The sequence below is a fragment of the Actinoplanes lobatus genome (assembly GCF_014205215.1).
Taxonomy (GTDB): domain Bacteria; phylum Actinomycetota; class Actinomycetes; order Mycobacteriales; family Micromonosporaceae; genus Actinoplanes; species Actinoplanes lobatus.
Window position 1 is genome coordinate 3,792,268 of sequence record NZ_JACHNC010000001.1, and the last position, 13,655, is coordinate 3,805,922.

General features: G+C 72.6%; 14 protein-coding genes. 10 read left to right on the forward strand and 4 right to left on the reverse strand.

The window, feature by feature from the left end; translation table 11 throughout:
- The first annotated feature begins 65 nt into the window (after nt 1-65).
- Nucleotides 66-1,322: a M48 family metallopeptidase gene (locus tag BJ964_RS17820; protein WP_188127007.1), complete on the forward strand. Its 1,257-nt coding sequence runs from the start codon at nt 66-68 to the stop codon at nt 1,320-1,322.
- A complete protein-coding gene (locus tag BJ964_RS17825; RefSeq protein WP_188127008.1) occupies nt 1,319-2,446 on the forward strand; it encodes a glycosyltransferase family 4 protein in 1,128 nt (375 codons plus the stop codon). Before BJ964_RS17820 ends, BJ964_RS17825 begins: the two co-directional genes overlap by 4 nt.
- Here the strand turns inward: BJ964_RS17825 and BJ964_RS17830 are convergent.
- Nucleotides 2,443-2,976 (reverse strand): DUF4240 domain-containing protein, encoded by a 534-nt coding sequence (locus BJ964_RS17830; protein WP_188121711.1) that lies wholly within the window; start codon nt 2,974-2,976, stop codon nt 2,443-2,445. The two genes, BJ964_RS17825 and BJ964_RS17830, sit on opposite strands and share 4 nt — an antisense overlap.
- A gap of 141 nt (nt 2,977-3,117) precedes the next feature.
- Between BJ964_RS17830 and BJ964_RS17835 the strand changes: the two genes are divergently transcribed.
- Together BJ964_RS17835 and BJ964_RS17840 are read left to right on the forward strand one after the other, a co-directional pair.
- Nucleotides 3,118-5,067 (forward strand): ABC transporter ATP-binding protein, encoded by a 1,950-nt coding sequence (locus tag BJ964_RS17835; RefSeq protein ID WP_188121712.1) that lies wholly within the window; start codon nt 3,118-3,120, stop codon nt 5,065-5,067.
- Nucleotides 5,068-5,588: 521 nt separating this feature from the next.
- The gene (locus tag BJ964_RS17840; RefSeq protein ID WP_188121713.1) at nt 5,589-5,927 is read left to right on the forward strand and encodes a TlpA family protein disulfide reductase; all 339 of its coding nucleotides are present in this window, start codon (nt 5,589-5,591) and stop codon (nt 5,925-5,927) included.
- 73 nt (nt 5,928-6,000) lie between these two features.
- Here the strand turns inward: BJ964_RS17840 and BJ964_RS17845 are convergent, their stop codons facing one another.
- The gene (locus BJ964_RS17845) at nt 6,001-7,254 is read right to left on the reverse strand and encodes an MFS transporter (protein ID WP_188121714.1); all 1,254 of its coding nucleotides are present in this window, start codon (nt 7,252-7,254) and stop codon (nt 6,001-6,003) included.
- 69 nt (nt 7,255-7,323) lie between these two features.
- Between BJ964_RS17845 and BJ964_RS17850 the strand changes: the two genes are divergently transcribed.
- Both BJ964_RS17850 and BJ964_RS17855 read left to right on the forward strand, forming a co-directional pair.
- Nucleotides 7,324-7,818 carry a MarR family winged helix-turn-helix transcriptional regulator gene (locus BJ964_RS17850; RefSeq protein WP_188121715.1) on the forward strand — a complete coding sequence of 165 codons (495 nt, stop codon included), beginning with the start codon at nt 7,324-7,326 and terminating at the stop codon, nt 7,816-7,818.
- A gap of 8 nt (nt 7,819-7,826) precedes the next feature.
- Nucleotides 7,827-8,258, forward strand: a complete 432-nt coding sequence (locus BJ964_RS17855; RefSeq protein WP_188121716.1) for a DUF4395 domain-containing protein — start codon at nt 7,827-7,829, stop codon at nt 8,256-8,258.
- Here the strand turns inward: BJ964_RS17855 and BJ964_RS17860 are convergent.
- Nucleotides 8,255-8,923 carry a response regulator transcription factor gene (locus tag BJ964_RS17860; protein WP_014688640.1) on the reverse strand — a complete coding sequence of 223 codons (669 nt, stop codon included), beginning with the start codon at nt 8,921-8,923 and terminating at the stop codon, nt 8,255-8,257. The two genes, BJ964_RS17855 and BJ964_RS17860, sit on opposite strands and share 4 nt — an antisense overlap.
- 7 nt (nt 8,924-8,930) lie before the next feature.
- On the reverse strand, nt 8,931-10,619 hold the full coding sequence (locus BJ964_RS17865; protein ID WP_407650808.1) for a sensor histidine kinase: 1,689 nt from the start codon (nt 10,617-10,619) through the stop codon (nt 8,931-8,933).
- Nucleotides 10,620-10,711: 92 nt separating this feature from the next.
- Between BJ964_RS17865 and BJ964_RS17870 the strand changes: the two genes are divergently transcribed.
- From BJ964_RS17870 to BJ964_RS17885, 4 genes are read left to right on the forward strand one after another with little or no spacing between them, the layout of a single operon-like run.
- Nucleotides 10,712-11,164: an SRPBCC family protein gene (locus tag BJ964_RS17870; protein ID WP_188121717.1), complete on the forward strand. Its 453-nt coding sequence runs from the start codon at nt 10,712-10,714 to the stop codon at nt 11,162-11,164.
- 22 nt (nt 11,165-11,186) lie between these two features.
- Complete coding sequence (locus tag BJ964_RS17875) at nt 11,187-11,966, forward strand: hypothetical protein (RefSeq protein ID WP_188121718.1); 780 nt, start codon at nt 11,187-11,189, stop codon at nt 11,964-11,966.
- Nucleotides 11,967-11,992: 26 nt separating this feature from the next.
- Entirely contained in the window at nt 11,993-12,940 is a 948-nt protein-coding gene (locus BJ964_RS17880; RefSeq protein ID WP_188121719.1) for an ROK family glucokinase, read from the forward strand.
- Between the two features lie 9 nt (nt 12,941-12,949).
- Nucleotides 12,950-13,645 (forward strand): endonuclease/exonuclease/phosphatase family protein, encoded by a 696-nt coding sequence (locus tag BJ964_RS17885; protein WP_229807324.1) that lies wholly within the window; start codon nt 12,950-12,952, stop codon nt 13,643-13,645.
- Nucleotides 13,646-13,655 lie beyond the last annotated feature (10 nt).

Here is a 13,655-nt window from a genome sequence, read left to right on the forward strand (position 1 = left end):
GGATGGGCGATCACACGTGCCGCATCGCGCGTTGGTCGAGGCTGGGGGAGCAGGTGAGCGGTGAGATGACACCCCGGCTCTGGGCGGGCGGCGCCCTGATCGTGCTGCTGGTTGCCCTGATCGGGTTCGCCGCCGTGGCCGTGCCCTGGCACCGTGCCCCGGCCCCGCGCGCCGACCAGCTCGCCGCCCTCGGCCAGTTCCCGGCCGACCAGGTGGCCCGCTCCCGCGCCTTCCACGCCGAACTGCGCCCGCTGTCGTATGCGGGGATGCTCCTCGGCCTGCTGATCGCCCTCGCCCTCGGCCTCACCCCGCTCGGCGCCCGGCTGGTCGAGCTGGCCGGCCGGCCGTTCGGTGACCACTGGCTGGCCCGGGCCGTGCTCGGCGGGCTCGCCGTGGTGTTCGTCGCCGAGCTGGTCACCCTGCCGCTGGCGATCTGGCGGCACACCATTGTGGTGCGCTACGGCATCTCCACCCAGACCTGGGGCGGCTGGGCGGTCGACCTGCTCAAGTCGTTCGGGGTCGGCGCGGTCCTCGGCGGGGTGGTGCTGGCCGCCTTCTTCACCGTCACCCACTTCGCGCCGCGCTGGTGGTGGGCGTTCGGGGCGGCCGGAGCGGCCGGGCTCGTGGTGCTGCTCTCCTTCGTGCTCCCGGTGGTGGTCGAGCCGAGCTTCAACCGGTTCACCCCGATGGCGGACGGCCCGTTGCGGAGCGAGCTGCTCGCCCTCGCCGAACGCGACGGCGTCCCGGTGAAGGACGTCCTGGTGGCGGATGCCTCCCGCCGCACCCGCGCGGTGAACGCCTACGTCTCCGGGCTCGGCCCGACCCGCCGGATCGTCGTCTACGACACCATGCTGACCGAGGCCACGCCCGGCGAGGTGGTCTCGGTGACCGCGCACGAGCTGGGCCATGCCAAGGACAACGACGTGCTCACCGGCACGATCATGGGCGCGCTCGGGTCCGCCCTCGCGGTGATCGTCCTCTACCTGCTCGGCTCGTGGACCGGGCTGCTGCGCCTGGCCGGGGTGGAGTCGATCGCCGAGCCCCGGGCGATCGCCCTGCTCCTGGCCGTCACCACGGTCGCCGGCCTGGTCGCCGGCCCGGCCCAGTCGTTCGTCTCCCGCCGGGTCGAGGCCCGTGCCGACAGCCACGCGCTCGAGCTGACCGGCGACCCGGCTACCTTCGAGGCGATGCAACGCCGCCTCGGCACCGTCAACCTCGCCGATCCTGATCCACCGTCCTGGGAGCACGCCATGTTCGCCTCGCACCCGTCCACCGTGCAGCGCATGGCCGCCGCCCGCGCCTGGGCCCAGGGCGCCCGCTGATGCGCACGCTCCTGGTCACCAACGACTTCCCGCCCCGGCCCGGCGGGATCCAGCAGTTCGTGCACAACCTGGCGGTCCGGCAGCCGGCCGGGTCGATCGTGGTCTACTCGTCCACCTGGCGCGGGGCCGCGGCGTTCGACGCCGAGCAGCCGTTCGAGGTGGTCCGCGAGGACACCGGCATCCTGCTGCCCACCCCGTCGGTGGCCCGCCGGGCGGCCGGGCTGGCCCGCGCGCACGGCTGCGACCGCGTCCTGTTCGGGGCGGCCGCGCCGCTCGGCCTGCTCGCCCACGGCCTGCGCCGCGACGCGGGCGTCGAGCGGGCGGTCGGCATCACCCACGGGCACGAGATCGGCTGGGCGGCCCTGCCCGGCGCCCGCGGCCTGCTACGCCGCATCGCCCGGGGCAACGACGTGATCACCTACCTGGGGGATTATCAGCGCACCCGCCTCGACCGGGCACTGCACGGCCTCACCGAGCTGCGTCGCCTCGCCCCCGGTGTGGATGTGGAGAAGTTCCATCCCGGTGTGGACGGCGAGGCCGTCCGCAAGCGGCACGGGCTGACCGGCCGCCCGGTGGTGGTCTGCGTCTCCCGGCTCGTCCCGCGCAAGGGCCAGGACATGCTGATCCGCGCCCTCCCGGAGATTCGCCGCCGGGTGCCGGGCGCCGCGCTGCTGCTGGTCAGCGGCGGTCCGTACCGCAAGACGCTGGAGCGGCTGGCCCGGGAGAACGACGTCGAGGCCGACGTGGTGTTCACCGGCTCGGTCCCGTGGGCCGAGCTGCCCGACCACTACGCGGCCGGCGACGTCTACGCCATGCCCTGCCGGACCCGGGCCGCCGGTCTCGACGTGGAGGGCCTCGGCATCGTCTACCTGGAGGCCTCCGCCACCGGCCTGCCGGTCGTCGGCGGCGACTCGGGCGGCGCCCCCGACGCGGTCCGCGAGGGCGAGACCGGCTACGTGGTCGGCGGCACCGACGTCCCGGCCATCGCGGCCCGGGTCGCCGAGCTGCTCGGCGACCCGGTGCGGGCGAAGGCGATGGGCGAGGCCGGCCGGGCCTGGGTGGAGCGCGAGTGGCGCTGGGAGAAGCAGGCCGCCCGCCTCACCACCCTGCTCACCGGCCCCTAGGCCCAGCCCGCCGGGTTGCTGAAGGACTCCCGGGTCACGCCCGATCCGGTGACCGGCCACGTGCCGAAACGCTCCTCGTGCAGGTGGGCGAAGAGGTAGACGATCGACTCGCACTCGGCGTCCTCGACGGCCAGGCCCGGGTTCGCCCGGACCGCCTCGTAGAACTCCCGGCCGGCGGCGACGATGAAGCCACGCGCGTAGAGGAAACCGTCGTCGGATCCGTCGGCCACCTCGTGGATGTCCCGGCGGTCGATGTCGAAAAGCTTGCGCTCCATGACGCGGTCCAGGCCGGTGAGTTCGCCGCTGCTCAGATCGGCGCTGAGTACCCGGAGACGGTCCAGGAAGGGGTTCAGCCAGGGATCCAGGGCGTAGAGCCAGTCCGGGAAGGTGCGCGGTTCCCGCTGGATCAGCCGCTGCCGGACGGCGGCCGGTTCGTCGCCGAGTTCCGCCCAGGCGGCTTCGAGGAGATCCCAGAACCGGGCCTCGTCGGCGGGCGACGGCAGGACCGCCCCCGAAGTGTCGGTGGTCATGACCGGAACGTATCAATACACGCGACCGTCCATCGCGGACCATTCGGGCGTGAGTGAATGCGGAATCCCGGAGAAGCCGGTGGACGATGCCCGGCCGCCCGGCGTAGGAACGAGGTGGAGTCCTACCTCGATGGAGGCTTGATGCCGGACGGCGCCGCTGCACCGGAATCCACCACCACCGGCGAGACCACCCCCGACGAGCACTCCACGGAGACGGTGTTCACCCCACCGGACGACGGGGAGCTGGAGCTGCCCTACTGGCTGACCAGCACCGAGGAGGCCGCCAACACCACGTTCCTCCAGATGATGCGGCGGCTGCCGAGACTGCTGCGGGAGGCGTGGCTGCTCGGGTGGCGGGCCAGCCGCCGGACCACCGTCGCGGTGCTGACCCTGCAACTGGCCGCCGGGCTGGCCGCCGCCTTCGGGCTGATCAGCGTGGTCGGGGTGCTGGACGGCCTGCTCCAGACGGGACCGACGCCGGAACGGGTGCGGGCCGCCGTACCCTCGCTGTTGCTCCTGATCTTGGCTCTTGCCGTGCGTGGCGTGCTCACCTCGGCCGCGACGGCGGCGCACGGACGGCTCTCCCCGATGGTGTACGAGGCCGCCGAGATGCGGCTGCTCGACCTGACCACCCGCGTCGACCTGGTCACCTTCGACGACCCGGAATGGCGCGACGCCATGGAACGGGCCCGGGACCGGGGGATCTTCGCGGCCCAGCAGGTGGTCGACCACGGCATCGAGGTGCTCACCCACCTCGTCGGGCTGGTCGCGGCCGCCGGTGTGCTGGCCGTGCTGCACCCGGCGCTGCTGCCGATGCTGGTGCTGGCGGTGGTGCCGACGGCCTGGGCGGCGGTACGCGCGGCCCGGCTCGGCTACCGCAGCAAACTGCGGTTGATCGCGGTCTGGCGGCGTCAGCGGATGCTCGCCTACCTGCTGGCGGCCCGGGAACCGGCCGCCGAACTGCGGGCCTTCACCATCCGGCGGTTCCTGCTCACCGAGGTGGGCCGGCTGCTGCGGGTCTCCACGCTGGAGGAGATCCGGGTCATCACCCGGGTGGTCCGGACCAACCTGGTGGGGCAGACGCTGAGCGGACTGGTGACCGGGGCGGCGTACGCGATGCTCTGCTGGCTGCTCTGGACCGGCCGGATGGAACTGGCCGCCGGAGGCGCGGCCGCCTACGCCATCAACATCGGCATCGCCAAACTGCGTGAGCTGGCCTTCACCGCCAACCGGGTGTACGAGCAGGGCCTCTACTTCGCCGACTTCCAGGGCTTCTGCGAGATGTCGCTGGCACACGCCGAACCGGAGCCGGGCCGGCGCGCGCCGCAGGACTTCCAGGAGATCCGGCTGGACCGGGTGACGTTCAGCTATCCCGACGCCGACCGGCCCGCGGTCAAGGAGGTCAGCATGACGCTGCGGCGGGGGCAGGTCATCGCGCTGGTGGGGGAGAACGGCTCGGGCAAGTCGACACTGGCCGCCGTCCTCGCCGGGCTGCACCGGCCGCAACACGGCACGGTCACCTGGGACGGGGTCGACGTGGCGCGGCTGGATCCCGATTCGGTACGCGACCGGGTCGCCGTGGTCATGCAGGAGCCGATCCGGTGGCCGCTGTCGGCGCGGCTCAACATCGCGATCGGGCGGCACGACCGGCCGGCGACCCTCGACCACGTGCAGGCGTCCGCGCGGGCCGGAGACGCGCACGAGTTCGTGATGGAACTGCCCCGCGAGTACGAGACCCTGCTGTCCCGGCACTTCACCGACGGCGCCGACCTGTCCGGCGGGCAGTGGCAGCGGCTCGCCGTGAGCCGGGCCTTCCACCGGGACGCGCCGCTGCTGATCTGCGACGAGCCGACCGCCAACCTGGACGCGCGAGCCGAGCACGAGGTCTACCGGAGGCTGCGCGACCTGACCGAGGGGCGGACCGTGGTGCTGATCACCCACCGGATGGCGAGTGTCCGGGAGGCGGACCGGATCTACGTGCTGGATCACGGGGTGGTCGTCGAGGAGGGCGACCACGAGGAGCTGATCGCGGCGGACGGGCTGTACGCGCAGTTGTTCACGTTGCAGGCGAGCGCCTATCAATCCGCGTGACCCGGGCCACCGCGCCTGACCCGCCGGCGGTTTCGTTCCCGTCCCGTCTGAGGCGTTTGACTGTCGTCGGCGACTTCGTCCCCGTCCTGTCTGGGGTGTTTTCCGGTCGTCGTCGGCTTCGTCCCTGTCCTGTCCGAGGCGCCTGCTGTCGTGGGCGGCTTCGCCTCTTCTCCGCCCGCCGCACCGGCTGATCGACGGCGGCCGTCGTCGCATGTCAGAGTGGGCCTATGGATCCAGTGGGATTGGTTGCGGTGGGCGTGGTCTTGGCGGTAGGCGTGGGCGTGGGCTGGTGGCGGCGGCGCACCGACGGAGTTCTGCGGCCCTCCGCTGCGCCTCTTTCCGTAGCCTCTCCTTCCGCTGTTCCTGCCTCCGTCGGTTCCCCTTCAGTCACTCCTGCCTTCGCTGGCTCCCCTCCCGCCACTCCCGCCACTCCCGCCTTCGCCGGTTCCCCTTCCCTCGTCCCCGCCTCCGCCGCCGCGCCGCCTTCCGGTGGGCCGCTGCCGGCGCGGGAGGATGGGATCATGAGCGACTCCGGTGGGCACATCGACCCTGCCCTGCTGCGGCGCCTCGGGGTGGAGCCGGCGTCCGCCACGCTGCTCCAGTTCTCCACCGCGTTCTGCGCGCCGTGCCGGGCCGTGCGCCGGGTGAGTGCCGAGGTCACCGCCCTCCTCCCGGCGGTGCGCCACGTCGAGGTGGACGCCGAGAGCCATCTCGATGAGGTTCGGGAGCTGGGCATCTGGCGTACCCCGACGTTGTTGATCTTGGATGCTGACGGGCGTGAGGTTCGGCGGGCGACCGGTGTCCCGACAAAGCCGCATTTGATCGCGGCGCTTGCCGAGTTGCTCCCCGTTCAGCCCTGAGCAAGGCCGTTCTTTGCGCTGAGCGAGGACGGTTCAGCCCTGAATGAGGCCGTTCTGTGATGAGTAAGGCTGTTCAGGCCTGAATGGGGGCTGTTCGGTCGGCCGAGGCCACGGTTTTCGGAGCTTGATCGTTTTCCGGGGCGGGCACGCCGGTGCGGACCAGGCGGCGGCAGCCCGGCGCCAGCAGCATCGAGACGCTCGCCGTGAACAGGACGACGGCGCACACCGTCAGCACGCGATCGACGCCGAACCGGCCTTCCAGCGGCCCGGCCAGGGCGTTGCCCACCGGCATGGCCAGGTACGAGGCCAGGTAGTCCCAGGAGCTGACCCGGCCGAGCGCGCGGTGCGGCACGTTCTCCTGGAGTGAGGTGTCCCAGGCGACGTCGTAGAAGAGCAGCCCGGCGTACCCGATCACGGCGCCGATCATGACGGCGGCGAGCGTGCCGGGCCAGACGTAGGCGAAGGCCCAGACCGACATCAGCGGCAGGGCCAGGAGCCCGGCGAAGAGCAGGCGGCGGGGCCGGAACCGCATGCCGACCGCGGAGCCGATCACCCCGCCCAGGCCCTCGGCCGCGGCGATCCAGCCGATCGCGTGCGCCCCGCCGAGCCGCTGGAACGCGACCACCTGCACCAGGACGAGGATGACGCCGTTGCCGATGTGGTAGACGCTCGCGCCGATCAGGTTGGTGAGCAGCCAGTCCCGGCTGCGGATCTCCCGCCAGCCGGCGGACAGTTCCCGGCGGACCGAGGAGCGGGGGCCGCGCGGAGCCCGTACCCGGATCATCGCGGCCGCGACCATCGAGGCGAGGAAGCTGACCGCGTTGATCGTGAAACCGGCCGGCGCGCCGAAGGCGGCGACGGTGAGGCCGGCGGTGACCGGACCGGCCACGCCGCACGCCGACTGGAGGAGGCTGAGCGTGGCGTTGGCTTTCTGCCGGTCCTCGGCCGGCACGAGCAGGGGTTTGAGCGCGCTCATCGCCGGGCTGAAGAAGCTGCCGGCGCCGGCCGACACGACGGTGAGGGCGCAGAGCAGGGCCAGGTGGTAGCCGCCGGTGGCGAACATGGCGGCGATCGCGGCGGTGGCACCGAACCGGATCAGGTCGGAGCCGACCATGACGTGTTGCGGCTGGAGCCGGTCGGCCCAGACGCCGCCGAACAGCGTGCCGGTCAGCAGGGTGAGCACGTTGGCGGCCATGACCAGGCCGAGGTCGCGGGCGCCGCCGCCGGTGGTGGTGACGATCGCGACGGCGAGGGCTACGGTCTGGAACGCGTTGCCCAGCCAGGAGAGGCCCTGGCCGGTGGCGAGCAGCCGGAAGTCACGGGTCATGCCGCCGAACGTTAGTTCAACGTCTAACTATCAACAATCGAATAATCAGATCCGTGGCAGACTTCACTCGTGGAAGACAGCGTCGATCATCACGTCGCCCGGTGGGCCGGGTTCTGGAAGAACGAGCCGGCCTTCGCCCCCGAGGTCGAAGGGGCCCTGACCCGGATGAAGTTCATCCAGCGGTGGATCGACCGCGCTGACCTGGCGATCTTCAATGATGGCTTCACCGTCCAGGACTACAAGACGCTGCACGTCCTGATGGTGCAGCCGTGGCCGACCGAGGCGACCCCGGCGCAGTTGGCCGAGGCGCTGAACGTTACCCGGGCGGCGGTGACCAGCCGGCTCGACCGGCTGGACGAGGCGGGGCTGATCACGCGGCAGATCGACGGCGCCGACCGGCGGCGGGTGATCGTCCGGCCGACGCAGAAGGGCCGGGAGATGTGGAACAACTACATCTTCAAGGGCATGGCGGTCGATCAGCGGGCTCTGGCCGCACTGAGTCATGAGGAGTTGACGCAGCTCAACGCCCTCCTGCGGAAAGTCCTACTTTCCCTGGAGGAATAATAGGGCGCATGGAACTCGACCCCCGCGGCCAGCGATTCGCCGCCGTACTCACCAGCATCGTCATCGCGCTCGTGCTGATCACCGGCTCGGGCTGGCTCGCGCTCGCGCAGGCGCTGGTCTTCGCCGTCACGGCGTGGGACCCGCGGCGCGGCCCCTACCCCATGATCTACCGCGCGCTGGTGCTGCCCAGGCTGGGCCCGCCCGCCGAGCGGGAGGCCGCCGCGCCGGTGCGCTTCGCGCAGACGGTCGGCTTCGCCTTCCTGGGCCTCTCCGCGGCCGGGTACCTCGCCGGGGCCGAGACGCTGGGTGTCGTCGCGGCCGCCTTCGGGCTGCTCGCCGCGTTCCTCAACGCGGCCTTCGGGTTGTGCCTCGGGTGCGAGGCCTATTTGTTGATTCGGCGTCTCAGTAGCAGAAACGCCGAATCTGTCCGAAACGTCTAGAACTTCGGTGCGTCGGGCGCCTCGAGGAGGCCCAGGCGCAGCGCGGTCATGAGCGCCTGCGCCCGGTTCGCCGCGCCCAGCTTCTCGTAGAGCTTCGAGATGTGGGTCTTCGCGGTCGACTCCGACACGAACAGCTGCTTGGCGATCCCCGCCACGCTCATGCCGTCGGCGAGCAGCCGCAGCACCTGACCCTCACGTGGGGACAGCTGCGGGCCGGACGGCGCGAGCCGCCGCTTCATGGCCTCGGCCAGATCGGCCGCGGTGAACGCGCTGGGCGCCGACGCGGCATGCCGGGCGGCGGCCACCACCTCGTCCGCCGGGGCGGTCTTGGGCACGAACGCGCTGGCCCCGGCCTCGAGAGCGCCGAAGAGCTGGTCATCGCCCGCATACATGGTGAGGACGACGATGCCCATGTTCGCGTTGTTCTTCCGCAGGGCTCGGGTGGCCTCCAGGCCACTGCCATCGGGCAGGCGGAGGTCCATGATCACGACATCGGGCTGGAGTGCGCCGGCCTGGCGCACCGCCTCCGCCGCAGTGGCGGCCTCGCCGACGACCTCGAACTGGCGGTCGCGCTCGAATGCGTGTCGCAGCCCCTTACGAATCAGGTCGTGATCGTCGACAAGGAGGACCTTGGTGCGCGTCGTCGGCGCCGGACTGGTCGACATGCTCGGGTTACTCCCCTTCTGGAGCTGAAACGCTATCCCGCACGCTATCGCGCCGAGGCGGGGTTCCGAGCACTACGGCGACGGTTGTCCCGCTGGGGTGTCGCGGCGTGATCTTGAGACGCCCTCGGATACGTTCGGCGCGCTCGGCCATGATGGTAAGGCCGTAACGGCCGTCCGGGCGGGTGTCCGCGAACCCCTTGCCATCATCGGACACTTCGATCTCCGCGTAGGGCGGGTCGACCGTACACGTGACCCAGAGATTCGAGGCGCCCGCGTGCTTGCGGGCGTTGGTGATCGCCTCCTGGGCGATGCGCAGCAACTCCGCCTCGGTGGCGGCCGGCAGCCGGGCCGTCGACTCGTCGAAGGTGAAGTGCACCCGCAGGCCGGCGCTGGTGCCGAGCGTCCGCGCATACTCCGCGATGGCCGCGGCCAGCCCGCCGTTGCGGTCGACCTCGGAGCGCAGCTCGAACAGGCTCAGCCGCAGCTCGGTGATCACCCGGGTCACCTCGGCCCGCAGCACACGCAGCTCCTCGGCCGTCTCCTCGGCGCCCTCCGGCAGCGTGGCCTGGGCGTTGTCGATGCCGTAGCCGACCATCACCAGCTCCTGCGCCACCCCGTCGTGGATCTCCCGGGCCAGCCGCTGCCGCTCCTCGTTGGTGGCCAGCGAGCGCACGTCGTCGAAGAGCAGAGCGGCCTCCAGCCGCAGCGAGGCCGGGCCGGTCACCTCGGTCACCCCCTGGATCACCGGAGACGGGTACGCCCCGGAGGCGTCCGTCTCCAGAATGACCAGCCCGATCGTCCGGACCCCGGCGACCAGCGGCACCACCAGCGACGACACGTCACCGCCCGGGTGGCTGCGCGCCTGCGAGCGGCTGGCCGGCTGCGGCTGCTGGGTGGCCCAGGCGTCGGCGATGGCCGAGTCCGCGTCGAGGGTGGTCTCCCAGTCGACCCGCTCCGCGCCGGTCTGTGCCAGCACCACGAGCCGGCCGCCGCCGCTCGCCGACAGCACCGCCGCCCGGTGGCCGGGCGCCACCGCGCGCAGCTCCTCCAGCAGGTGCTCGGAGATGCCACCCGGGTCCAGCGTGGCGCCCGGCAGCGACCGGGCCACGCTGCGCAGCTGGGTGAGCAGGCGGGTCGCCTCGGCGTACGGCTGGGGCGTCGGCTCGGGCGGCTGGAGCAGCTGGCGCATCGTCTCGGCGGCGAACGTGATGATCGCGCCGAGCACCAGCCACTGCCCGCAGGCGGCTAGATAGCCCGGCTGGCGCAGCGGGTCGCCCGGCTCGGCCAGCACGCCGCCCACCACCATGGTGGCCGCGGCCACCGCGAGCAGCGTGATCCCCTCGGCCGGGCGGCGGCGCAGGGCCGCGGTGAGCAGCGGGACCGCCAGGTACGGCAGCACGGCCTCGGCGCCGAACCCGGCGTCGACCCGGTCGGCGGCGTGCGCGGCGGCCGCGATCCAGCCGGCCGCCAGACAGGTCACCACCACCTCGGCGAGGCGGCCCAGCGGGGCCAGCACGGCATGCCCCCGGGCCACGAAACTGGGCACCGCCGCGATCGCCAGCAGGCCGATCCACCCGAGCTGGGCCGGATCGCCGGTGGCGGTCAGGGTCAGCGCGGCGACCAGCAGGAGCATGACGACGCGGGCGGCGGCTTCGGCCGGGCGGATGCGCGCGGGACCACTGACGAGGGCTGGCACGTGACGGATGGTATCGGCCCGGTCCGGCATCGGCTCGTCAGCACGATGCCCCGGTGGCGCGCCGGGGCCCTCGCAACGGGTAGCCTCCCTGCATGGCGGACACCTCGACACAGTCGATTCAGGTCCATGCGCCCCTGGCCCGGGTGGCCGCGGTGATCTGCGACTTCCCTCGGTATCCGGAATGGGCCGAGTCGATCAAGAAGGTGGAGGTTCTCGAGGAGTACGAGGACGGCTACGCGGCGCAGGTGCGTTTCCAGATCGACGCCACCGTCCTGGTCGACGAGTACACGCTGGAGTACGCGTACGCCGACGACCTCTCCCGCATCGAGTGGCACCTGGTCGAGCCGTCGAAGACCCAGCGTTCCCAGGACGGGTCGTACGACCTGGTGGAGAACGCGGACGGCAGCACTACCGTGACGTACACCCTTGCGGTGGATCTCGCGATCGGGATGCTCGGGATGTTCCGCCGGAAGGCGGAGAAAATGATCATGGACACGGCGCTGAAGGAACTCAAGCGCCGCGTCGAGAGCCTGCCCGCGACCTGAGCGCGGGCCGAGGGGAGCAGGGATGCCCGGGTCAGCGCGGGAGGAGGCCGAACGGCTGGTCGCGGCGATCCTCGCCCGGGCCTCGGCGTCGTCGGCGGGCGGCCACCCGTCCGGGGACGCTTTCGGTCTCCTGGGTGACTCCGTCGCGGGCCTGATCGGCGTGCTGTCCCGCGACGACCTGGCCACCGGCAGCGCCGTGTGCTGCGTCTGCCCGGTCTGCCGGGCGATCGCGGCCGTGCGCGACCCGAACCCGGAGACCGCCGCGCGGATCGCCGCCAGCGCCGGTGACATCGCCAGCGGCGTGGCCGGCCTGATGCGCGCGTTCTCCTCGCTGGCCGCCGAGCCGCCCCGCCCACCGGCGCCACGCGCCAAGCCCGCGGCCGACCCGGACCGGGCCTGGGCCGCGGCCACCCGTGCGGAGGACGGCGAGGAGCCGCCCGCACCGGACACGGCGGGCGACCCGTGGGGTGCGGCCAGCGCGGCCGACGCCCGGGAGGCGGCCGCCCAGGCCGCCGCGGCGGCCCGGGCCCGTGCGGCGGCCGCCGAGCGGGCGGTGGCGGAGGCGGTCGAGCGGGCCGCGGCGGCCCGTGCCGCGAACCCACCTCGTTCGGGCGGGGCGACGGGAGACGTCTGGGCGATGGCGACGGCCGAAATGTCCGGGACAGTTGTCATGGGCGCCACGGAGGTGGCCGCGGACGAGGCGGCCGAACACCGTAGCGTGGATCATGACCTGGGCGCTTCGGCGCCCGAGGACCACGGCACGGAGCCGGGCGACGGCGCCCGCTCCGACGGCGTGGTGTGAACAGTTTGGTAGAGGGGACGGGCAGCGTGACGCTGACCATCGGAATCGACGTCGGCGGCACCAAGGTCGCCGGTGGCGTGGTCGACGAACAGGGCAACGTGCTCGCGTCGGACCGCAGGCCGACCCCGGCGGACGACCCCGCCGGGACCCGGGACACGATCGTCGAGGTGGCCGCCGAGCTGGCGGCGCAGTACCCGGACGCGAAGGCGATCGGGATCGGCGCGGCGGCGTGGATCGACGCGGCCGGCTCGACGGTGCTCTTCGCGCCGAACCTGGCCTGGCGGGACGAGCCCCTCCAGTCGTACGTGAGCAAGGCCACCGGGCTGCCGGTCGTGCTGGACAACGACGCCAACGTCGCCGCCTGGGCGGAGTTCCGGTTCGGTGTCGCCGTCCACGCCGAGTCGATGTTGATGATCACCGTCGGCACCGGCATCGGTGGCGCGATCGTGGTGAACGGCGGTCTGTGGCGCGGCGCCCACGGCATCGCGGCCGAGCTGGGCCACATCCAGGCGGTTCCGGACGGGCATCCGTGCGGTTGCGGCCGCCTCGGCTGCCTGGAGCAGTACGCGAGCGGCAACGCGCTGGTCCGGTTCGGCCGGACCGGGGCGCGGCAGGAGCCGGAGCGGGCCGCCAAGCTGCTGGAGCTGGCCGGCGGTGACCCGCTGGCGATCACCGGCCGGCAGGTCACCGAGGCTGCGCGGGCCGGCGACGGTGTCGCGATGGACGCGTTCGCCCAGGTCGGCTACTGGCTCGGCGTAGCCCTGGCGGACCTGGCACAGAGCATCGACCCGCAGGTCATGGTGATCGGCGGGGGCGTGATCGACGCCGGGCCGCTGCTGATGGGGCCGATCGAACGCGCGTACCGGGAGCAGTTGTCCAACCGCGGCCGCTTCCCGGTGGCCGAGGTGCACGCCGCCCGGATGGGCAACGCGGCCGGCGTGGTCGGCGCGGCCGACCTGGCGCGACGCGCCTGAGGAGGCGGGGTGTCCGGGGTGGCGGGCGGGCCCGGGGTTCCGCTGCGTGTGGTCAGTTACAACGTCCACGGGTTGCGGGACGACCGGGCCGCGTTGATCGGCCTGGTCCGCGACCTGGCCCCGGACGTCCTCGTCGTGCAGGAGGCGCCGCGCCGGTTCCGGTGGCGGCAGAAATGCGCGCACCTCGCCTCCGAGACCGGTCTCGTGGTGGCCGCCGGCGGCCTGCCCTCGCTGGGTAACCTGCTGCTGGTCAGCCTGCGGGTGGCGATCCGGCGGAGCTGGTGCCTGCGCTACCCGCTGACCCCGGGCCGGCATCTGCGCGGCGCGGTGTTCGCCGAGGGCGCGGTCCGCGGCGCCACCTTCACGGTGTCCGGATCGCACCTGGCCACCGACCCGGCCGAGCGCCCGTCCCAGGCGGCGTTCTGGAAGGCCGAGCTGGACCGGATCGAGGGGCCGATGATCGTCGCGGCCGACCTGAACGAGGGTCCCGGCGGCAGCGCCTGGCGGATGGTCGAGGACGGTCTGCTCGGGTCGGCGGAGAACGCGCCGACCTTCCCGGCCGCGGTGCCCAGCCGGCGCATCGACGGGCTGTTCGTGACCCCCGGCGTGGCCATCGAAGGTTACGAGATCATCTCGACCGACCGGACACGCGTCGCGAGTGATCATTTACCGATCGTCGCGGACCTTTTGCTCCCTTCCTCCTAGCCTTTCGGTC